The sequence below is a fragment of the Maribacter algicola genome (genome assembly GCF_003933245.1).
GTDB lineage: Bacteria > Bacteroidota > Bacteroidia > Flavobacteriales > Flavobacteriaceae > Maribacter > Maribacter algicola.
The window spans coordinates 925,092-945,270 of the sequence record NZ_QUSX01000001.1 but is presented as its reverse complement, the minus strand read 5'-3'; the positions used below and the strand labels follow the sequence as shown (position 1 = coordinate 945,270).

The 20,179-nt window shown below is 42.3% G+C and carries 20 protein-coding genes; 14 read left to right on the top strand and 6 right to left on the bottom strand.

Annotation, left to right across the window (positions count from 1 at the left end):
* Positions 1 to 2 precede the first annotated feature (2 nt).
* From rimK to DZC72_RS17695, 4 genes are all read left to right on the top strand, one after another.
* Positions 3 to 1,370, top strand: coding sequence for a 30S ribosomal protein S6--L-glutamate ligase (gene rimK / locus DZC72_RS03955; RefSeq protein WP_125221578.1), 1,368 nt, complete (start codon positions 3 to 5; stop codon positions 1,368 to 1,370).
* 130 nt (positions 1,371 to 1,500) lie between these two features.
* A complete protein-coding gene (locus DZC72_RS03950; RefSeq protein WP_243641638.1) occupies positions 1,501 to 2,781 on the top strand; it encodes a TrkH family potassium uptake protein in 1,281 nt (426 codons plus the stop codon).
* Between the two features lie 289 nt (positions 2,782 to 3,070).
* Positions 3,071 to 4,528, top strand: coding sequence for an amidohydrolase family protein (locus DZC72_RS03945; protein WP_125221576.1), 1,458 nt, complete (start codon positions 3,071 to 3,073; stop codon positions 4,526 to 4,528).
* 402 nt (positions 4,529 to 4,930) lie between these two features.
* Positions 4,931 to 5,107, top strand: coding sequence for a hypothetical protein (locus DZC72_RS17695; RefSeq protein ID WP_165869267.1), 177 nt, complete (start codon positions 4,931 to 4,933; stop codon positions 5,105 to 5,107).
* 240 nt (positions 5,108 to 5,347) lie between these two features.
* Here the strand turns inward: DZC72_RS17695 and DZC72_RS03940 are convergent, their stop codons facing one another.
* The gene (locus DZC72_RS03940; protein ID WP_125221575.1) at positions 5,348 to 5,737 is read right to left on the bottom strand and encodes a hypothetical protein; all 390 of its coding nucleotides are present in this window, start codon (positions 5,735 to 5,737) and stop codon (positions 5,348 to 5,350) included.
* Between the two features lie 176 nt (positions 5,738 to 5,913).
* Between DZC72_RS03940 and DZC72_RS03935 the strand changes: the two genes are divergently transcribed.
* The 9 genes from DZC72_RS03935 (at position 5,914) to DZC72_RS03895 (ending at position 13,659) form a co-directional block, all read left to right on the top strand.
* On the top strand, positions 5,914 to 6,681 hold the full coding sequence (locus tag DZC72_RS03935) for a hypothetical protein (RefSeq protein ID WP_125221574.1): 768 nt from the start codon (positions 5,914 to 5,916) through the stop codon (positions 6,679 to 6,681).
* Positions 6,682 to 6,833: 152 nt separating this feature from the next.
* Entirely contained in the window at positions 6,834 to 7,712 is an 879-nt protein-coding gene (locus DZC72_RS03930; RefSeq protein ID WP_125221573.1) for an ASCH domain-containing protein, read from the top strand.
* Positions 7,713 to 7,841: 129 nt separating this feature from the next.
* On the top strand, positions 7,842 to 8,294 hold the full coding sequence (locus DZC72_RS03925) for a pyridoxamine 5'-phosphate oxidase family protein (protein WP_125221572.1): 453 nt from the start codon (positions 7,842 to 7,844) through the stop codon (positions 8,292 to 8,294).
* 63 nt (positions 8,295 to 8,357) lie between these two features.
* A complete protein-coding gene (locus tag DZC72_RS03920) occupies positions 8,358 to 9,410 on the top strand; it encodes a DUF4421 family protein (protein WP_125221571.1) in 1,053 nt (350 codons plus the stop codon).
* A gap of 91 nt (positions 9,411 to 9,501) precedes the next feature.
* The gene (locus DZC72_RS03915) at positions 9,502 to 10,377 is read left to right on the top strand and encodes a cation diffusion facilitator family transporter (RefSeq protein ID WP_125222595.1); all 876 of its coding nucleotides are present in this window, start codon (positions 9,502 to 9,504) and stop codon (positions 10,375 to 10,377) included.
* A 63-nt stretch (positions 10,378 to 10,440) separates the two neighbouring features.
* A complete protein-coding gene (locus tag DZC72_RS03910; protein WP_207891707.1) occupies positions 10,441 to 10,827 on the top strand; it encodes a hypothetical protein in 387 nt (128 codons plus the stop codon).
* A gap of 132 nt (positions 10,828 to 10,959) precedes the next feature.
* Positions 10,960 to 11,760 carry an HAEPLYID family protein gene (locus tag DZC72_RS03905; protein WP_243641696.1) on the top strand — a complete coding sequence of 267 codons (801 nt, stop codon included), beginning with the start codon at positions 10,960 to 10,962 and terminating at the stop codon, positions 11,758 to 11,760.
* Positions 11,761 to 11,968: 208 nt separating this feature from the next.
* Entirely contained in the window at positions 11,969 to 12,730 is a 762-nt protein-coding gene (locus DZC72_RS03900) for an SDR family oxidoreductase (protein WP_125221568.1), read from the top strand.
* An 8-nt stretch (positions 12,731 to 12,738) separates the two neighbouring features.
* Positions 12,739 to 13,659, top strand: coding sequence for a helix-turn-helix domain-containing protein (locus DZC72_RS03895; protein ID WP_125221567.1), 921 nt, complete (start codon positions 12,739 to 12,741; stop codon positions 13,657 to 13,659).
* A gap of 3 nt (positions 13,660 to 13,662) precedes the next feature.
* Here DZC72_RS03895 and DZC72_RS03890 read toward each other — a convergent pair whose 3' ends face one another.
* Complete coding sequence (locus DZC72_RS03890; RefSeq protein WP_125221566.1) at positions 13,663 to 14,604, bottom strand: NAD-dependent epimerase/dehydratase family protein; 942 nt, start codon at positions 14,602 to 14,604, stop codon at positions 13,663 to 13,665.
* Positions 14,605 to 14,669: 65 nt separating this feature from the next.
* Here DZC72_RS03890 and DZC72_RS03885 point away from each other — a divergent pair, with 65 nt between their 5' ends.
* A complete protein-coding gene (locus DZC72_RS03885) occupies positions 14,670 to 15,170 on the top strand; it encodes a hypothetical protein (RefSeq protein ID WP_125221565.1) in 501 nt (166 codons plus the stop codon).
* A 372-nt stretch (positions 15,171 to 15,542) separates the two neighbouring features.
* On the opposite strand, the gene DZC72_RS03880 is transcribed toward DZC72_RS03885, so the two are convergent.
* The 4 genes from DZC72_RS03880 to DZC72_RS03865 all read right to left on the bottom strand — a co-directional run bounded on the left by DZC72_RS03880 (position 15,543) and on the right by DZC72_RS03865 (position 20,074).
* Entirely contained in the window at positions 15,543 to 16,244 is a 702-nt protein-coding gene (locus DZC72_RS03880) for a tetratricopeptide repeat protein (protein WP_125221564.1), read from the bottom strand.
* A 244-nt stretch (positions 16,245 to 16,488) separates the two neighbouring features.
* Positions 16,489 to 16,863, bottom strand: a complete 375-nt coding sequence (locus DZC72_RS03875) for a hypothetical protein (protein WP_125221563.1) — start codon at positions 16,861 to 16,863, stop codon at positions 16,489 to 16,491.
* Positions 16,864 to 16,989: 126 nt separating this feature from the next.
* On the bottom strand, positions 16,990 to 17,796 hold the full coding sequence (locus tag DZC72_RS03870; protein ID WP_125221562.1) for an SDR family oxidoreductase: 807 nt from the start codon (positions 17,794 to 17,796) through the stop codon (positions 16,990 to 16,992).
* Positions 17,789 to 20,074 (bottom strand): M28 family peptidase, encoded by a 2,286-nt coding sequence (locus DZC72_RS03865; protein WP_125221561.1) that lies wholly within the window; start codon positions 20,072 to 20,074, stop codon positions 17,789 to 17,791. The genes DZC72_RS03870 and DZC72_RS03865 overlap by 8 nt, the downstream gene beginning before the upstream one ends.
* Between the last annotated feature and the right edge of the window lie 105 nt (positions 20,075 to 20,179).

The following is a 20,179-nucleotide window of genomic DNA, read 5'->3' as shown; positions in this document are numbered from 1 at the left end:
CATTGGAAGATTTAAAGATTATAGGTAGCGAGGAATGGTGTGTGTTTAAGGAATTGGGCGTTCCGGCCATCAAAGCTAGGGTAGATTCCGGAGCCAAGACTTCCTCCATACAGGCGACCAACTTGAAAATTGTGAACAAAGGGGCCCAGGAATGGGTAAAGTTCGAGGTGAACCCCTTGCAGGAAAACCGTAGTATTGCCTTAAACTGTGAGGCGCGTTTGATTGATAGGCGTATGGTAAAAAGCTCCAGTGGTATTTCAGAAGAGCGTTTGGTAGTACGTACCCCAGTTACCTTGGGCGAAAACACCTTTGACATTGAACTTACGCTGGCGAACAGGGACACTATGGAATTCCGTATGCTGTTGGGTAGGGAGGCATTGACGGACCGTTATATTGTGAACCCTGCGGTAAATTATCAGATACAGGAGTTTAGCGAGGATGAGATTACGGAAAAGTACAAGCCCTATTACAAGGAAAAAACGGGATTGAAAATTGGTCTGTTGGCAAGCAACCCAAACCTGTACAGTAACAAACGCTTGATGGAAGCGGCCGAGGCCCGTGGGCATGAGATCGTGTTTTTGAACGTGGAACAGGCCTATATGAAGTTGGACGCCCATTCTCCCGAGATTCGGTATCGTGGGGGGAATATACTAAGGGATTTTGATGCCGTAATTCCGCGAATAAAACCTGCGGTGACTTTTTACGGCTGTGCGGTAATCCGGCAGTTCAACAATTTGGGGGTGTACTGCCAGAATTCTGCGGAGTCCATCACCCAATCGCGCGATAAGCTTTTTGCTTCGCAGTTGTTCTCCAAGAACGATATCCACATTCCCATTACGGGATTTGCCAAATCGCCCATGGATACCAAGGACTTGATCAAAATGGTGAACGGTGCGCCCTTGATCATTAAATTGTTGGAGAGTACCCAAGGTAAGGGCGTGGTGTTGGCCGAGACGAACAAGGCTGCGGAAAGTGTAATCAACGCATTTAAAAGCGTAAATACCAATATATTGGTGCAGGAGTTCATCAAGGAGGCGAACGGACAGGATATTCGTTGTTTTGTGGTCAATGGCAAGGTTGTGGCCAGTATGCAGCGCCAAGCGGAAAAGGGCGAGTTCAGGGCCAATATCCACCAGGGTGGCAAGGCGTCCATGATCAAGATAACCCAAGAGGAGAAGAAATTGGCCCTAAAGGCTACCAAAGCCCTGAATCTGGCCGTCGCCGGTGTGGACATCATCCGTTCCAATAAGGGACCTTTATTGTTGGAGGTAAATTCGTCCCCAGGTCTGGAAGGCATTGAAAACGCTACCGGAAAGGACATTGCCAACGAGATGATCAAGGACATTGAAAGGAAACTTAAGTTTAGTTAAAAGGCACCTTTCATTGGGTTTGGGCCACTATTTTTGATGTTTGTAAGTATGCGGCATGAAAAAGCGTAATAACCGTATCGACAGGCTTGTTCGATGGTATAAGAAATTCCAGGTTAGCAAATCCCCCCAAATGAATTTGGTGTGGGGTTTTTTTCTGTACACAATTATTGGTTTTGGACTGTTGTCCTTGCCAATATTTCATAAAACAAATGTAGGCCTGCTTGATAATCTGTTCATTTCTACATCGGCAATTTCCACTACGGGTCTTGTGACGGTAAGTGTTTATGATTCTTACAATTTTTTTGGGCAATTCATAATTATGGTCCTGTTCCAGATTGGAGGAGTTGGTTACATGACCTTGACCACATACTATCTATTGTTCACTACGAGGAACATATCGGCCTGGCATAACAAAATTCTTGGGGCGGAATTTACCATGCCCAATACCATAAAAATCAGGGATTTTATCAAGAGTGTCGTAGTCTTTACCACGGTCATGGAAGTGCTGGGGGCCGTTGGCTTTTTCATAGCCTTCAGGCAATCCGGAATGGAACCCCTAAAAGCGGTTTGGTTTTCCATTTTTCACAGCGTTTCGACCTTTTGTACGGCCGGTTTTGGCTTGTTCAACGATAGTTTTGAAGGCTATAGTGATAGCGTGTTTATAAATACCATTATTTCGGTACTGGCCATTGCGGGTTCTTTGGGGTTTATCGTGATTACGGATTTGTGGTATCGTATTTCCGGGCGTTCCAAAAAGATTTCCTTTACCACCAAGATTATAACCTATGGTTTTGTATTGCTATTAGGGTTGGGGACCCTGCTGATTTATGTCGCGGAACCTAGTGTTCAAGCATCAGGGTCCAAACTGACGGAATCCTTTTTTCAGACTATGACCGCCATGACCACCGTGGGCTTCAATACCATTTCTACGGACGGCCTAAGTCTTCCCATCTTATTGTTGGTCATATTTTTAATGTACATAGGTGCATCACCTTCGGGAACGGCGGGCGGTATGAAGATTACGACCTTGACCGCGATGATATCCGTGCTTAAAAGTAGGCTGTTTGGGCAACGTCAGATAACATTTTTCAATAGGATCATCCCCTTTGAACGGCTTTATGTGGCTACGTCCACCTTTATTCTGTATACCAGTATCATTTTTCTTTTCACTTTTCTTCTCACCTTTACCGAAACGTTCGAACTGAGGCAAATCCTCTTTGAAGTCGCATCTTCCTTGGGTACCGTTGGGCTAAGTACTGGGATTACGGCTGGCCTTTCGGACTGGGGAAAGGGTTTGGTCATTATCTTGATGTTCATTGGTCGGGTTGGTGTACTCACCTTTGGGTTTGCCTTGTTGGAACGAAAATCGAACAGCTCCATGGAGGTTATAAAGGATGATTTGGCGGTCTAAAATAGTTGCCATCCAATCTAATTTTCTTGCGCTATTCTTATGTTGCATGCCTATAATGCATTACTGTTGGATTTTTCCAAGTAAAATCCACACTTATTTAGTATGTTTAGTCTGCGGCCAGGGATTTAGTAGTATGTCACTCCACAGTAAGTAGAAGCTCAACCACTGTGCTTCATTCCTATAGCAATTAGGATTAAAATGGGCAATGTAATTATAAAGTGAAAGAAATCAGCGCTGCCATATGGGCTAGTAATAGTTACTTTTAGTTATTGGGTAAAAGGAATTTTATATGGGAAGAATTATTTTATTTGGATTTATAATTTTTTTGGGATTAATATCCTGCAAGGAAACAAGAGAAAAGAACCATGATTTCTCTACCAAGGCTATTTTGGTATATAATGCTACTATAATAGATGTTGTGAACGGTAATGTTTTAAAAGATAAGGCAATACTTATAGATAGCGGAATAATAAAAAGGGTGGGAGATTATAACACTTTGAAATCCATGATAAATCTTAATAATCAGATTAATGTTGAAGGCAAATTTATTATTCCGGGACTTTGGGATATGCATGTTCATATTGAAGGTCAAGACCTTGTTGACGACAACCTCGCACTACTTCCCGTTTTTGTAGCCTATGGTATTACTACAGTAAGGGATATGGCAAGCGATCTTGGAGAACAGGTATTGGCTTGGAGAGAGGATATAAAAGAGGATAAATTATTGGGACCCCAAATATTTACCGCTGGCAGAAAACTTGAAGGTATAAACTCCATTTGGAAAGGGGATTTGGAAATAGCTAATGAGGATGATCTGAGTAAAATGCTTGACAAACTTGAAGCCTACAATGTCGATTTGGTAAAAATAACTGAAAATACACTGGCGGGGCCATTATTTCTAAAAAGTGTACAAGAGGCCAGAAAGCGAGGTTTTAAGGTTTCCGGCCATATCCCCATTGATTTGACGATTCAAGAAGTTGTGGATGCGGGTTTTACAAGTATAGAACATGCGAGTTATTTATTACGGTTAGGTAGTGATGAAAAGGGTATTGTAGAGCGGCTGAATTCTGGGGATATTTCAAGGAACCAAGCCAATGCATATTACAGTACAGCTTTTAACCAAGATACCGCCATGCTTGCCTACCAAAAATTAAGTAAAACTAATATTGCCATAACACCTACTTTGATAGGGGGAAAACAACTTGCATATTTGGAGGAGGACGACCATTCTGAGGATGACTTTTTAGAATTTCTAACAGATCGTTTTACTGCAAATTATCAATGGAGGATTGATAGAATGGCAAATGACACCCCAGAGCAGAAAATGGATCGTAAAAAACGCTATGAACTCATAGCCAAACAACTACCCTACATTCAAAAAGCTGGAATAAAAATACTGGCGGGTAGTGATGCTGCGGCCTTAAATACATTTGTCTACCCTGCATTGTCGCTACACCAAGAGTTGGAGCTGTTTCAAAAAGCAGGGTTAACCTCTTTAGAAATTTTGCAAAGTGCAACAATAAATGGAGCCGAATTAATGGGGCAATTAAATACGATGGGGACAATTGAAGCCAACAAACAGGCGGATATGGTAATTTTGAACAGTAATCCGTTGCTGGACATTCGTGGCACGCGGGATATTTATGCCGTTATCAATGATGGGCAGTATTTTAATAGAACGGATTTAGATTCGCTATTGAATGAGGCCAAACAAACTAAGAAACGGTTGGACAAGGAACGTAAATAATAGGGATGTTCAGAAGGCTAAGATGAACTAATGTTTTTTTAATGAAACAGCTACGTCTTCTTTGGAATTAGTTTGTTTTGTTCGTGACCCTGCAATATGTACAGGGTGTCGATTTTATTGTATGTCCATTCCCGTTGACAACCAAATATGGTTAGCAAAAAACCATCACCAAAAATCAATACTTGATAAAATGACGGCACCACAATTGGGGTTGTCATAATTCTTGCTTTATGCCCATTCAAAACAAGCCTACCGGATGAATTTTTTAATACATTTAGATATAACAAAATGATAGTTATGTAGTTAAGGACCGGCACTCTGGTGATTTTAAAGGTGCGCCCTGCGGGAGGTTTGAACCTAAAAAAATCGAAAAATTATCATTAACTAAATACATACAGTATTATGAAATCTTTTCAAAGACCCACCCAGCACACCGATAGTAAGCACTTATTTTTTCAAAGACCCGTTGTCCGATCCGCAAAGGAATTGGGAAAAGACGTCTATCATATCTTTGGATATCAGGAAACACAGAATACCTTTAAAGGGCAACATCAATATAGTTTTAAGGCATCCAGATAGCCCTAAGCTCTAAGCGAACCAAACTAGAACATACTCAAAGCCCTTTTTCAAAGGGCTTTTTTTGGTTGATAGCGGAAAGGGTTAATTTACTTTTTGATATTAAATACCTTTTCAGCGATTGAAAAAGTATCGGAAAGAAAACCTCGACCCACCCCGTTCCGCTATCGCGAAACACCCCTCCCTACTCAGGGAGGGGAGCTTTTTTGGATGTTAAAGAGTGCCATGTAACACAAATTTATGTTAGGAAATAAAGCGGCCTATTTTGGGATCCGTAGTAAATCCGGGAGGCCTTGGTGTCGGGGCAATAGGAAATCGCCCATAAAGTATTCCGATGCAATCGGAAACGGCCTGGGCGATGCGGGCCAAGGACTTCTTGGATTTCAAGTATCCTAAAATCAGCCTAGCCTTTTTGGATACTTTTTCGGCGATGGAAAAAGTATCGGAGAACAAACCTTTCATTTTCACGGCAAGTGGAGAGAAGTAGTACCATAATTCCAACCCTCCCCGTTCCGCTGTCGCGGAACACCCCTCCCTGGTCAGGGAGGGGAGCTTTTTGGAATCTAAATGTATAATAATCGGTTTTAGCATGGGCGTGTTGAATGCTTCGACAGGCTCAGCATGACATCGCATATTCAATTGTCCGGTCGAGTCTTTCGACGGCGCTCAAGATAAACTTAAGTCGAGACCTATTAATCCAAAACTTTATTTGCACCAACCAATTATTTGTAGGATTTTTAAACTACTTCCCCTAAAGTAGAATCATAGTAACTTGTTACTATATACAATTGTTGCCAGTAATGTGAGAAATGAGAATAATTGAAAACAATAAATCAGTTTTTGAAAACAAAAAGTCATTAAGAAAACTGATTGACTCACATTTGGAACCTTTGCTTACCGAAAGAAGAAAAAACCAACAAAAGATTCTTGAAATTTGTCACGTTGGGAAATTCTTAATGTTCTTTGAAAATGATTTTGAAATATCAAAGGTTACTGAAAAACCCGATTTTATCTTGACCAATGGGACTGAATTAGTAGGACTTGAACATCAAATTCTTGTCGACAATAAATCAAAGGAAAGAGAAGGTTTTTTTAAAAACATATTTGACTTAGCGGAATTAGAATTGAAAAAAGATAATAGCTTACCTAATTTCCTTGCAAACTGCTACCTCCTGCCATACGTTAATTTTAAACTTTCCGAAAAGGAAGAATTAATAGCTACCGTTGTTCGAGTAGTAAAAAAATATGTTCTAACTGATATTTTAGAGGAAAATCCACTTATTGAAAGAATATGGAAAATGCCTCATTCCGGAATTAATATTTCTGAAAGTTTAGGAGCTTGGTGGCAAAAGGATTTAACTAATGAAATATTAATTAAGGCAGTTTCGAAAAAAGAGAAACTAATTTCAAAATACAAAGAAAACAGTACTGAAAAACAGTGGTTACTTATTGTTATTGGAAGCAATGGAGACAGTTCATATCTGATTGACCGAAACATAAAATATAGTGTAAAATCAGAATTTGACAAGGTTTTTGTGCTCGAAGATTTTAATAATAATCTATATGAGATAAAATAAAAAACACTACTGGCAAAAATATATAATCGCAATTACGGCGGATTCGACTGCGTCCGAGTCCACTCGGAATTGCTAACGTCAGTGCCAAACCGAAAATTAACGCATATAAACCCTGTAACTGACTGTTATACGAAACCTTCGACAATAAACAAATGAAAAACCTCCCTTTTATCTTACTATTCATTTTGGCTAGCTGCAAACCCGCACCCAAAACCGAGGTGCCTACGGAAACTGAAATTGACCCATCAGTCTACAAAATGTGGGAGGATTTTATCCAAGCAAATCCAGGATTTAAAAATGAAGAAATACCAGAATCTTGGTTTTTTCACAACAACCAAAAGGATGCGGATCGCTTGGCGGAACTGGTAGTGGAGGGCAAAAAGACGGCATCCACAGGGCTATATGCCTGGTACGAAGAGGCGGGTGCGGATTTGCCTACGGTAGGTACTAAACACATCATCACCAATTTTGACGGGACAGCACAGGCCATCATTGTGACCGTACAGGTGGATACAGTGCCTTTCAATCAGATTTCGGCTGCGTATGCTGCTATAGATATGGGTACTGAAGTAGACGCGCTGGCCCAATGGAAGAAGGCACACCGTGCATTTTTTCAAAACACCTTGGAAGAAAGTGGTCAAAAATTCACCGAGGATATGCTCGTGGTCTGTGAAGTGTTCAAGACATTATGGCCACAGGAGGTGCTGTACGAAATAAAGCTGAATGAACGAAGCGTGGTGGGGGTCTCCCCAGATTCCCTTCAGTTGGAGGCCATGGAATCCAAATGGGGTGAAGAGGATTATTTTACCGCCATGGACGACCTTATGTGGTACAGTGCCCAGATGATGGACCTACTGGATAGTCTGCAAATTCCCTACATCAATACGGAAAGAAGGCGTTTTAAGATTGTGACCCCAACGGAGCGTTTGGAGGTGGACAACGATACTCCGGAGGGCGGCTGGCGCTATTTCTATTTCAATGGGGAAACCATAGCGGGAAAGGATTTGTTCGAGCTATTGGAATTAAAGTGACGCGGATGACACTGACCGCCCAGCTATGTTTTGCTTCAGGATCTTGGGAAACCTTAAACCCAAATTTATTTTGAAGGGATTTTTAATTGTTTTAAATGTAAATTGGATTGCCAATAGTCAATTTTCAACATGAAACTATCCGAAGAACTTAAAGCGTGTATGTCCAAAAGCGTCTTGTGCTGGTTGGCCACGGCATCCAAGGGTAACCTGCCCAACGTTTCCCCAAAGGAAATTTTTGCACAATACGGGGAGGATGGTATCATTGTGGCGAATATCGCATCGCCGCAAACGGTAAAAAACATTCAACAGAATCCGCAGGTATGCATCAGCTTTCTGGATATTTTGGTGCAAAAGGGCTTTCAGGTGATAGGGAAGGCGGAAATCATACAGAAATCCCATCCCGATTTCCAATCAATGGAAGGGATACTGACTAAAATGACCGAAGGGAAATTTCCTTTTTCGACCATCACGAGGATAACCGTTGAAAGGGTGAAACCCATCATCGCTCCAAGATACCTGTTGTACCCAGATACTACCGAGGAGGAACAGATTGCTAGTGCCAAAAAGGCCTATGGTTTATAAGAAGGTATCGATTAAAAAACCATCTGCATTCGTATCTTTAAGTGACCATCCAACCTTTGGGATATGACAACGAAGCCCTTTTTTTTCATGCCAATCCATAAACTGATTCCGTTCCTTATATGTGCCATTTTTGTGCTACTTCCAGTATATGCCCAAGAGCTGGATGCCAATACGATTGTGGAGGACGGCTTTATTCAAAAAATGGACGATAAGGTCGCCATGGACCTTTCCCTGAACAACGCCTATGAGGTATTCGAGGTACGTACGCCCAATCAACGCTTGGTCATCCACCCCAACGCGGCGACCAACCTACGGTACAATTTAAATTATAGGTTCATATCTGTCGGTTTTTCCTTGGCCCCGGATTTTATTCCGGGCAACGGGGACGAAAATAGAAAAGGGGAGACCAAAAGCTTTAGCTTGGGTACTACCCTTATTTTTAAACACAGTTTTTTTGAGGTCTCTTATGATAGGGTAAAGGGATATTATTTGGACAATACAGCGGATTTTACCACCCTAGATCCCGGAGACTCCTTTATTCAGTTCCCGGATCTTAGATACAAGGGTTTTTCCCTTTCGGCAGGATATTACAACAATTCCAGGTTTTCCATTAGAAGCCTAACCTCACAAACGGAGCGGCAATTAAAGAGTGCCGGTAGTTTTATGCCTACCTTCAATTTACGATATTATATTGTGGACGATACCTCTGGGACTTCCGGTACGCAGAAGTCCAACAACTGGGAAACGAGCGTCGGTCCGGGATATGCCTATACCTTTGTGGCCAAGGAAAAATATTATCTCTCATTGGGTGCACAGGCCCATGTGGGGTATCTGCACACCAAACTTACGACCCGTCTCAACACCGGGGAGAATGTCAGCGATCAGAATAATGTATTGTTCCGATGGGATGGAAGGGTAGGTATAGGCTATAACGGAGACCGATTCTATTCCGGCCTGTATGGAACATTATCGGGAACCCAATACAAACAGGAAAACACCACAGTGGTCAATCATGATACCAGGGTGTTCTACCATCTCTTTTTGGGAATCCGCTTGGATGCGCCAAATTATCTCAAACAAAAGGTGGGCGCATTTGAGGACAGGTATCTAAAGTAAAGTCGGTACAAAAACTATCGTGGAATTAGGCTTTCTGAACGCTTGGAAGGTGGTATTTTTGTACCACTCTTTTGGAAGCTTCTTAATGGATATGACCAACGAACAAAGCGCTATTCGCACCACGTATTTCAGCATCATAGGAAATACTGCCTTGGCCTTGGTAAAGGGATTGGCAGGATTTTTTGGAAACTCCTATGCCCTCATTGCGGATGCCATTGAGTCCACCACGGATATTTTTTCTTCCCTGTTGGTGTTGTTCGGCCTTACTTATGCCAAAAGGCCCGCGGATGATAACCACCCCTACGGTCATGGGAAAATTGAACCTTTGGTTACCTTTTTGGTCGTCGCTTTTTTGGTGACCTCGGCCACGGTCATCGCCTATGAGAGTATCGAGAACATTCGCACGCCCCACAAGGTCCCCAAGCCTTGGACCTTGATCGTACTGGGTATCATTATTCTCTGGAAGGAAGTGTCCTATAGGGTAGTACTCAAAAAGAGCAAACAAACACATAGTTCCTCGTTAAAGGCGGATGCCTGGCACCATAGAAGCGATGCCATTACCTCCGTTATGGCCTTTGTGGGTATTTCCATTGCCCTGATTTTTGGCAAGGGCTACGAAACCGCGGACGATTGGGCGGCCCTATTGGCTTCGGGCTTTATACTATATAATAGTTATCTGATATTTAGGCCTGCCCTTGGCGAGATCATGGACGAACACAGATATGATGATATTTTGGAAAAAATCAAAGTCGAGTCCCTGAAGGTTGAAGGTATTGAAGGAACGGAAAAGTGTTACATCCGTAAGGCCGGTATGAAGTACCATATTGATCTCCATGCGATGGTAAAGGCCGATATTTCTGTGCGGGAGGGCCATGAAATTGCCCATCGACTACAGGACCATCTCAAGTGGGTCATACCCAATCTGGAACATGTCCTTATTCATATAGAACCGGATGATTTGGAATAAATCCGCGACGTTAAAAATGGGTTAAACATTTGGTAAATCTAACAGGGAGACTAATTTTGACCCGTGTTCGGTAAAATACGAAATAGCGTTTATGTTAGGTTCCTTTGGGGTTTCATGGGATTGTACCTTTTGAATATTAGTGTAGATACCATAGATCCCAAACCAGAGTATATTCCTGAAAATCTTACTTTTAACGATCAGGAAAGTATCGTTGAAATAGTCGTTGAGCAGTTATTGGGTTTTGAGGAAGCTTTTGAGGAATTTGACGATCCGGATACGGAGGAGCATAATAGCCCTTCTAAAGTAAAAATAAATCTTATATCAGCGATCGTTTCTGATTTTGGTTTGGATACTTCGAATCTTGATACCTCTTTACGAGCCTTTCCCGATTATCAAATACACTTACCCCATGGGTTTGGTCAATTAATTACCCCTCCGCCCAAAGTTTAATTTGTTTTCTAGCACATCGTTTTCCCTGCGCCATGGCGATATGGGATTAATTTCTAATGCTTTAACAAATTAAAAATGCAAACACGAAAGTTAGTAGTGTTCATCTGCGTATGGGCACTTTCGGCCACCGGCATGGCCCAAATTTCAAATATCGAAAAAGACAGCATATATATTCATCAAGTAGAAGGCCTAAAGGAACCCGGCAAGGTGTTGCATGCGGAACCGCTTTATATTGACCTTATCCGTGATTTGGGCGCCAGAAAAGGCGAAAAGGAATGGAACTTGGGATTTGGACTTACAGATAATTTAAGGTTCGATTCCTATGAGGCATTGATCGAGTACGAATGGGCCCCCATGGATAGGTTAGGTTTGGAAGTTGAACTACCTTTCACTTTTTATTCGCCCCTAAACGGCACTCAAAGGGATTCGTTGCCTTCCAACAAATTAAACAGTATCAAAATAGCTGCGCAATGGTCTTTTTTTGTGAGCGAACCTATGGCCACTTCTATGGCTTTGGGATACATCAATGAATTTGAACTGTCCAACTTTAGAAATTTTGGGGCGCCCTTTATTTCCGGAAATGTCTATAACCCTTTTTTGGTTATTGCAAAGCGATGGGGAACCAATATTCATTCCCTTATCTATACAGGTCCCATGATAGCGCAAAATTTTGAAACCCAAAAGTTTCACACCACGTACGACATCAATACCAGTTTTCATTATATGATAACGGGTACCCGAAATTTTATTGGAGTGGAGTTTAATAAAACCATGGGCCGAAGTGATTTTGATATGACTATACGACCTCAGATGAGATTGGGTATTGCCGATAATCTTATGATCGGTATCGTTGGTGGAATTCCTGTAAGTCGGGAAAATGAACGATTAAGCTCTTTCCTAAGACTAATTTGGGAACCAGGACACAAAAAATAATAAATAGGAAATTAAGGATGTGATCGGATATTTTTCAGAGCATCCCCATTTCCAAGTCGGTATTTGACTACTAGCTCTGAAAGAACAAAGGGTTTATCTTTAGAGGTGATTAAGATGAAGAAACGGATTTGGCTTCATTATCCATGGATTTGGATACGTTTTACGGGAGAAACCTGCCGAACTTTGTTAAAACAAAAACAATGACATTATGGGTACGAATAAAATTGCAGTAATTACAGGAGGAAGTAGGGGACTGGGTAAGGATATGGCCTTGCAGATAGCTAAAAAAGGTTTGGACGTGGTGATAACCTATCATACCAATAGGGATGCTGCGGAGAACGTCGTAGCACAGGTTATAAAATATGGGATAAAATCTTTTGCCCTGCAATTGGACACAAGCGATATTTCCACTTTTGATGCCTTTTATGGCCAATTGGAAGAGGGACTTAAAGAAACTATGGGGAGCAGCCACTTCGACTTTCTCATCAACAATGCCGGAACGGGCATTTACAAACCATTTTTGGAAACCACCGAGGAAGTTTTTGACGAGATGATGAACATTCATTTAAAAGGGGTGTACTTCCTGACCCAAAAAGCCCTAAAATACTTGAACGATGGTGGAGGTATTATTAATATTTCTTCTGGATTGGCTCGATTCACCTTTCCCAAATCCTCGGCCTACGCGTCCATGAAGGGTGGTGTGGAGGTCTTTACCCGTTACCTTGCCAAGGAATTGGGCGATAGAAAAATCAGGGCCAACGTTGTGGCACCGGGTGCGGTAGCTACAGATTTTGGGAACGGTGAGAACAAGACCAACGAACAAAAACGAAAAATGGTGTCCAGTGTTACGGCATTGGGAAGAGTAGGGGAACCGGAAGATATTGGAGGATTGGTCGCTTTTTTATGTACGGAGGATGCTCGATGGATCAATGGACAACGCATTGAAGCCTCTGGTGGAACCATGCTATAATTGAAGCAATGGAGAACAAGCCTGTACATCGTATCGATTCCATTAGCGAGTTTCATAAAATTCGTCAGTTACCAAAACCGGAACATCCATTGATTAGCGTGGTAGATTATAGTTCTATTATCCACACCCCTGAAAACCACCATGTAAGTTGGTTACAGGGCTATTATTCCATCGCGCTGAAAAAAGATGTACCCGGAAAATATAGGTATGGGCAACAGGAGTATGATTTTGATGAAGGATTGATGTCTTTTTTTGCTCCCAATCAGATTCTCAACATCAACTATGTAGAAAAGGATAAAAACAAGGAACCTTCTGGATGGATATTGCTGATCCATCCGGATTTCCTTTGGAATACGCCGTTGGCCAATACCATTAAAAACTATGAATTTTTTGATTATTCTTTGACCGAAGCCCTCTTCCTTTCCGAGAAGGAGGAAAAAGTCGTGGCGGAGATTTTTAGAAATATCAAACAGGAATATCAGGCCAATATGGATCGGTTTAGTCAGGATATTATTATTTCCCAGATTCAGCTGCTACTCAATTATGCCCAACGATTTTATGAAAGACAGTTTATCACTCGGAAACAGCAGAACCATGAAATTCTTTCCCGTTTTGAAGAGGTGGTAAAGGATTTTTTTGAGAGGAAAGCTCAAGTGAAAGGTTTGCCTACCGTGAACTTTGTAGCCGAGGCATTACATGTATCTCCTAACTATCTTAGCAGTACATTAAAGCATTTGACAGGATTGAATGCCCAACAGCATATTCATGAAAAATTGGTGGAACGGGCCAAACTAAAACTTTCTACGACAACATTATCAGTAAGTGAAATTGCCTATGAACTGGGTTTTGAGCACCCGCAGTCTTTTAGCAAACTCTTTAAGACCAAAACCAGCTTTTCACCTAGGGAGTTTCGGAAATCCTTTAATTAACCTCTAGGATTTTAAATTCTCCAGCATGGTTTCCGTAGTGCGGTCCAAATCAAATTCCGGCTTCCAGTTCCAATCATTTTGGGCGTGGGAATCGTCTATACTTTTGGGCCAAGAATCGGCAATGAGCTGTCTAAAATCAGGTTCATAGTCAATGTTAAAATCAGGAAGATGCTTTTGAATGCTTCGGGCCATTTCCTCTGGGTCAAAACTCATGGCGGCCAAGTTATAGGCAGAGCGTACTTTAATGTTTTCAGCATCTGCTTCCATCAATTCCAAGGTTGCCCTAATGGCATCGTCCATGAACATCATGGGAAGCATGGTATCCTGCTTTAAGAAACAGGAATAACACCCTTGGCTTAAGGCCTTGTGATAGATTTCCACGGCATAGTCAGTGGTACCGCCACCGGGCATGGTCTTCCAGCTGATGAGTCCTGGATAACGTAGACTGCGCACATCCACATTGAACTTCTTAAAATAATATTCGCACCACCGTTCCCCGGACTGTTTACTGATACCATAGACGGTACTGGGTTCCATGATGGTATGTTGTGGTGTATGGTCCTTGGGCGTTGTGGGCCCGAATACGGCGATACTGGACGGCCAAAAGACCTTGTTGATCTTCTTTTCCTTGGCCAGGTTCAACACGTTGAAAAGGGAGTTCATGTTGAGGTTCCAGGCGCGCATGGGGAATTTTTCGGCCGTGGCACTTAGCATGGCGGCCATTAAATAGACCTCGCTGATGTCATAGTAGGCTACCACCTCTTCCAGGGCATCATAGTTGGTGGCGTCCAGGATCTCAAAAGGTCCAGAGTGCATCAAACTATCGCTACCCTCGCGGATGTCACTGGCAATGACACGGTCATCCCCATAGCGTTCCCGCAAAGTGAGTGTGAGTTCCGTTCCGATCTGTCCGCAGGCACCAATAATCAAAATGTATTTTTCCATTAAAAATGAAGTTAAATGACCTAATGGGTAAAGATACCTTTTCTTAAAATGTGTACCTTCGATCTATGCAAAAATTCGGGTATTTTCTTGTATTGCTGTTGATTTTGGTCTCCTGTAAAGAGGGGGTGCAAGAGACGGCCATCGTGGAGGAATCCAGTTTTGGGGCCATGGCCAACGAATTGCCAAAAGTCATATCAGTGAACGCCAAGGCCAAAGCTATTCTTGACGGGTGGAAGGACTACAGTATGTTTCATCAAGGTTTTGAACGCATCTATACCATAGATACTAGGGAAGACCTGGTATTGGTCATTGAGGATTTAGTGGAAAAGCAAAAGGCGTTGGAAAATAGTGAATATCCTGCCGAGTTCAATATTCCGCAAATAAAGGGGAGACAGAAGGTCGTTAAAACCTATATTTTGAAGACAAAGGGCGATTTGGAATATCGCTTGAACCCGGAAGTCTCCATCAAGGAACTCATTACCGCCTACAATGCCTTAAGGGATCAATTTAATGTCACGGTAAACAATACCCTACCGGCAGAATTAATGGAGACTGACGAGCTCTAGTGCCCATTGATTTTGTGGGCATTCGTCTTAAAAACTCAACAGGCAATGGAAATTAGAAATTACTGAAACACGGGATGCCCTGCATTGGGCAACGTACCAACCCCAATGTAGGTTCAATTACCACAGCTATGGATTCTTCAGATTCCTAGGCAATCCAAAACGGTCAACCAATTATATTAAAGGAATCCCCAAAACCTTATTTAGCTAGAAACCAGAATTTTAGCTTTAAGGTTCGGACCAAGAAACTATGTATTGACTTGTGTAGCGACCTTTCGCCTGTAGGGCATCCAAATGTAACAGGAAGGTAGCCAAAAAGAAAAGACCGTTCAAGGGTATAGTTCTCAAACGGTCTTGCTTTATTTCTAAGCGATACTATTGCTTTGGTTCTTCTGTAGGTGCTTGTTTTCTTGCGGTCAGTGCCTGCTTGCTCAAACTGGCCAAGTTAAAGTTGGGATCAATGGCCAAGGCTTCGTCTATGATAGCTATGGCGGTATCGATATTTTCTTTGTCGGTATTGAATTGTACCAGTCCCTTCAAATGAAGGAATGCGGCCTTTAAGGGAACATCATAGGGTTGTTGGCGCTCATAAAAGGCATAGCGCATATCGTCCTTGGAATTAGTAATCCCATATTCAATATTGGTCGATGCACCAGCGTTGTCACCTACCTGAATCTTTAGATCGGCCAATTCATAGGCCAGATATGGATTTGGGTTTCTTTGGTACAGTACTTCAAACTGTTCCAAGGCCCTTTTGGGCTGGTTCAATGCTTTTAAGGATATTGCCTTCACTTGAACGGCCAGATCGGAATCGGTATCCAATTTTTCAATCCCTATGGTATTAAGAGCCTGTAAGTGCTGGTTGTCGTTGGCGTAGATATAGGCGAGGGTATCCATACGTTCCTTGGAAGGAGATAGCACGTTCAGGTGGGTAAGGGCATTGATAACGCCATCTACATCCCCTTGTAACCTCATTTGGTTATAAAATTCCTCATAATGTTTTTGAAGCTCACTTTTGGTCTGTGCCGTCCCATAAAGACCTACGGTCAACACAAGCACCATAACTAATTTTTTCATCACTCTTTTGATTATTTTTTGGTGCGCTAAACTATTAAATTATTCCGAATGAACTTGTTAACGAAAGCTTTAATTGTGTGCAAAAGAAAATAGGCAGTCTAAAAAGTCCATAATTCCATGGATAGCAAGCTTGAGATTGTCCAAACCAATGGCCCTTTTCTATGGGAAATACGATTTGGACAGCCTCAGGATGACACGGGATTCGACTCTTTAATAGCTCCTGGTTATTTTGTCTACGGGTATCTTACACCAATGAATAGGTCTTTTCCTTTTGCCTAAAGTTGTTCAACAACTGGGCATAGAATCCCAGACTTTTTTGGTCCCTATCGATACAAGCGCGCAGGAAGGTCTTCAAGTTCCCGAACAAAAGATTGATGTGCAAGACAGGTAGGTTGAGATTTATCTTTCCCGGACTATAGGAAGCATCATCCATAAGAACGTCCATTTTTATGCGTCTTCTGTGATAGTCTATGGAAACATAGGCGGCATTGTAGTATTTTTTGAGCAATGCTACATGTAGCTGTGTAAACTTCCTGCATTTTCGCTCGTCCCCGCAGCTTTGTGCGATCAAGCGTTCCAACTCCATGATAATCCCTTCGTTAAGCTTAGAATTTTTCATGATATATTGTTTTATTGTTTACTCTAAGTTATTTATTTCATCGATAACGATTTAAAAATCAACATTTTATTAACAAAAATTCGACGAATTTGTTGTGAAAGTCTCAAAAATTGTGGTGAAAATGAATCAGATAGAAGTAGAAAAAACGTAAATTTTAGTAATAAAAGGATTACAAGAAGTGATTATTTTAGGATTTTCAGTATCACTTGTATCATAATTGGGTGGATTTAATCCCTTCTCATGGGCCTTTTGGGTATAGTAGGATTTCTTTGTTGGGTGGGCTGGATAGACTCCGTTAATTGTTTCGCCCCACAAATTATTCTGTATTATGGAAGTCATGATGCCGATGCAATCCTCCAGATGGATGAGGTTGACCGGGGCATTACCTCCAGAAAGGTTCGTTCTGCCCGATAGCATATATATGGGATGTCTGTCCGGACCGATAAGTCCCGCAAACCGGAGGATGGTCGTTTTAAAAAGTGTGTGTTCCTTTAGTAGTTCTTCGGTGGCCAAAAGCTGTTTGCCGGCTTCCGATGTAGGCACAGGGATGGTTTCCTCATCCACTTCCCCTTGACCGTCACCATACACCGATGTACTGCTCACAAAAAGCACCTCGCGAACAGCCGAGGTCGATATGTTGGCTACCAACAGTTCTATCTTACGCACATAGTTCTCTTTAGGTCCCTTGCCCCTAAGTTTTGGAGGAATGTTAACCACTAGCGTGTCCGTCCCATTTAGGAATTCCAAGATATCTCCCTGTATTTCATGTTCGGAAACTTCTACCAGGAACGGTGCAATACCCTCTGTGGAAAGGGTTTCCAATTTTTCCTTGGAGGTAGTGGTACCCTTTACTTTATAACCCTTTTTTACGAGCGATTTGGCCAAGGGAAGTCCCAACCAACCGCAGCCTATGACTCCTATTACCTTACTCAAACTTCATTTTTTGGATGGTTAATATGGCATCGTTCAGCACGAAGGGCATCGGGATGTTGTCTTCTGGCCGTTTCGGGATCGTAAACTGTGGATTGTTCAACAGGTCATTGCTTGCCTCGTAAAAGGTAAGTTCAAGTGTTGCTTCCACCGGATACTCAAGGGCTAGCTTTGTCGTATCGTTATCGCTGATGTAGTGGGTCACCAATTTTCCGTTCCTTCGTTCCTTCAGATAGAAATCGGAAAGTGCAATACCGTTCACAATGGCCTTATTAATGGGGGTGTCGTTGGTAAAGACTTCCAATCGGTTTACATTTCGTTGGGGCATTACTTGAATTTTTATAGACCGATTGGTGCCCATAACGGTATCCGATAGTACCTCGATGATCGGCGGGGCGACCTCCTTCGTTGGGGCATCGGCTATATAACTAAATCCTGATCCGTACTTGCTGCTGATCGTATTTTCGGCCAGATTCTGCGGCCGGGTCTTGGTGTCGCCTATATACTGTTGTGTCCATTCCGATAGCACCTTTTCATACGTGGCCCAGCGACTCTCATTTTTATCCACATCCCATACATACAATAAACTGGTGGGTTTTGGAGTATCGGCATTAAAACCGGAATTCATATGCGCCGATACAAAGAAGCCCAGGAACAACAAAAAACTCAAAAATGCCAAGCCCCTTTTGTTCCGTAACCGTATGATCAAGGGTAGCAACAGAAAGAAGGTCAACGTGGTGAATACCGTGCTCGCGACCATCATTTTGAGTCCTAGTGCAATAGGGAAAAGTTGGATGAAGGGTGCAAAAATAAAAATAGCCGGCAAGCCCAAGAACAACAATAAGAATCCGTTAGGACTCTTTTGATTGATAAGGATATAAAGGGCCGCTAAACTGGCATAAACGGGAATGATGAAAAATGCCGCACCGTTCAAATAGAAACAAAGGAGACCGCAAATCACCAACCATAGAAACAGGGGCGCAATCAACAGATTGGGGGTTTTAACCAACTGAAATTTGTGATAGGCGTAGAAACAGATGCTCAAGGAGAAAAAAACAAAAACAAGGATGTACGCATGGCCGTTATACGTAAAGCCGTGCAGGATATCCGCGTAGGCCGGATATATTGATTTTAGTACGCCCCATGAAAAGTACCCAACGATTCCGTTGATAACCAGGGCCAATAGCATGGGGACAAAACCTTTAAGGATGTCCTTTCCGTTCAGGGCTTTTTTTTGTATGCCCAATACCAACAACCCAATAAAAAGGGCCATTCCTAAATAGAGCATAGGCCAAATCCATTCAAATGGATAGGAGACCATTTTAAAAATGGGAACATTGAAATAGACGGAATCTTTCAAACTGCGCACCGTTCTCAAATCCAAGTTGCTAAAATGGTCCAATAAGGCACTTAGATAACTGCCTTGGTGGGCAAGGGTATTCTTATCCAATCGCTCATAAGTATCCTTGGCTGTATGGTAGTCAAAATGGTCGTCTATGAAGGCAAAATTAAATCCATCGATATCCGCTTTTTCCCGAAACACGGTTAGGTCCGTATCGTTGGGTAACAACTTGTAAATACTATAGGAAAGTGAGTTGGCTACCGGATATTGCGGATTTGCCTTTGTAAACTCCTTGATCAAATTATAGTTGCCACGGTTCGTTTCCAACAGCATAATCCCGGGGCCACCGCTGCCACGTGCCTCAAAATTGATGACCAATCCAACGTCCTTGGCCCATGGATGTTCCCTTACGAACAAATCGGCACCGTTAAGGCCCAACTCCTCGGCATCGGAAATTAGGATGATAATATCGTTTTTAGGGGGTTCGTTTTTTGCCAAAAAGGCCCTAACCCCTTCCAAAATGGTGGCAACCCCACTAGCGGCATCGCTGGCGCCTAAGGAGGAATGCGGACTGCTATCATAATGGCTCAACAATAACAGGGCCTTGCCTTTGCCCGTTCCTTTGATTCTGGCCAGAATATTGGTAGCCTTACTAAGGTTTGCCCAGTCCCCGGAGGTATACCCCGATTGTAGTTGGGTCTGCAAGCCCATCTTTTCCAATTGGGAAACGATATAGGAACGTACTTTTTGATGTGCGGGAAATCCAACCCCGTGGGGTTCCCTGGAAATGGCTTCCACTTGGGCCAAGGCCCTATCTGTGGAAAAGCTATCCCTCTCAAGGTCTATATCCGCGGAATATGTGGGCATTAGTGAAGCAATGCTCCAATACACGGCCAACGTCAAGAGGAGCAAAATAAGTACGGAGGATGTCTTTTTCATTGGTTATCGGTTCTGTCTAAAATTATTAAATATTAAAGAGATGCAACCATTCATCTATTTTTTTTACCATATTAACTTTTTTTTAATATATTTATTAATCAACCG

Excerpts from the sequence above, each read along its gene's own strand:
- DZC72_RS03865 (WP_125221561.1), bottom strand. The coding sequence starts at position 20,074 with ATGAAAAAGACATCCTCCGTACTTATTTTGCTCCTCTTGACGTTGGCC.
- DZC72_RS03925 (WP_125221572.1), top strand. The coding sequence starts at position 7,842 with ATGAAACTATCCGAAGAACTTAAAGCGTGTATGTCCAAAAGCGTCTTG.
- DZC72_RS03950 (WP_243641638.1), top strand. The coding sequence starts at position 1,501 with ATGAATTTGGTGTGGGGTTTTTTTCTGTACACAATTATTGGTTTTGGA.
- DZC72_RS03930 (WP_125221573.1), top strand. The coding sequence starts at position 6,834 with ATGAAAAACCTCCCTTTTATCTTACTATTCATTTTGGCTAGCTGCAAA.
- DZC72_RS03885 (WP_125221565.1), top strand. The coding sequence starts at position 14,670 with ATGCAAAAATTCGGGTATTTTCTTGTATTGCTGTTGATTTTGGTCTCC.
- DZC72_RS03895 (WP_125221567.1), top strand. The coding sequence starts at position 12,739 with ATGGAGAACAAGCCTGTACATCGTATCGATTCCATTAGCGAGTTTCAT.
- DZC72_RS03900 (WP_125221568.1), top strand. The coding sequence starts at position 11,969 with ATGGGTACGAATAAAATTGCAGTAATTACAGGAGGAAGTAGGGGACTG.
- DZC72_RS03880 (WP_125221564.1), bottom strand. The coding sequence starts at position 16,244 with ATGAAAAAATTAGTTATGGTGCTTGTGTTGACCGTAGGTCTTTATGGG.
- DZC72_RS03890 (WP_125221566.1), bottom strand. The coding sequence starts at position 14,604 with ATGGAAAAATACATTTTGATTATTGGTGCCTGCGGACAGATCGGAACG.
- DZC72_RS03905 (WP_243641696.1), top strand. The coding sequence starts at position 10,960 with ATGGCCCAAATTTCAAATATCGAAAAAGACAGCATATATATTCATCAA.
- DZC72_RS17695 (WP_165869267.1), top strand. The coding sequence starts at position 4,931 with ATGAAATCTTTTCAAAGACCCACCCAGCACACCGATAGTAAGCACTTA.
- DZC72_RS03935 (WP_125221574.1), top strand. The coding sequence starts at position 5,914 with ATGAGAATAATTGAAAACAATAAATCAGTTTTTGAAAACAAAAAGTCA.
- DZC72_RS03945 (WP_125221576.1), top strand. The coding sequence starts at position 3,071 with ATGGGAAGAATTATTTTATTTGGATTTATAATTTTTTTGGGATTAATA.
- DZC72_RS03940 (WP_125221575.1), bottom strand. The coding sequence starts at position 5,737 with ATGCGATGTCATGCTGAGCCTGTCGAAGCATTCAACACGCCCATGCTA.
- DZC72_RS03915 (WP_125222595.1), top strand. The coding sequence starts at position 9,502 with ATGACCAACGAACAAAGCGCTATTCGCACCACGTATTTCAGCATCATA.
- DZC72_RS03920 (WP_125221571.1), top strand. The coding sequence starts at position 8,358 with ATGACAACGAAGCCCTTTTTTTTCATGCCAATCCATAAACTGATTCCG.
- DZC72_RS03875 (WP_125221563.1), bottom strand. The coding sequence starts at position 16,863 with ATGAAAAATTCTAAGCTTAACGAAGGGATTATCATGGAGTTGGAACGC.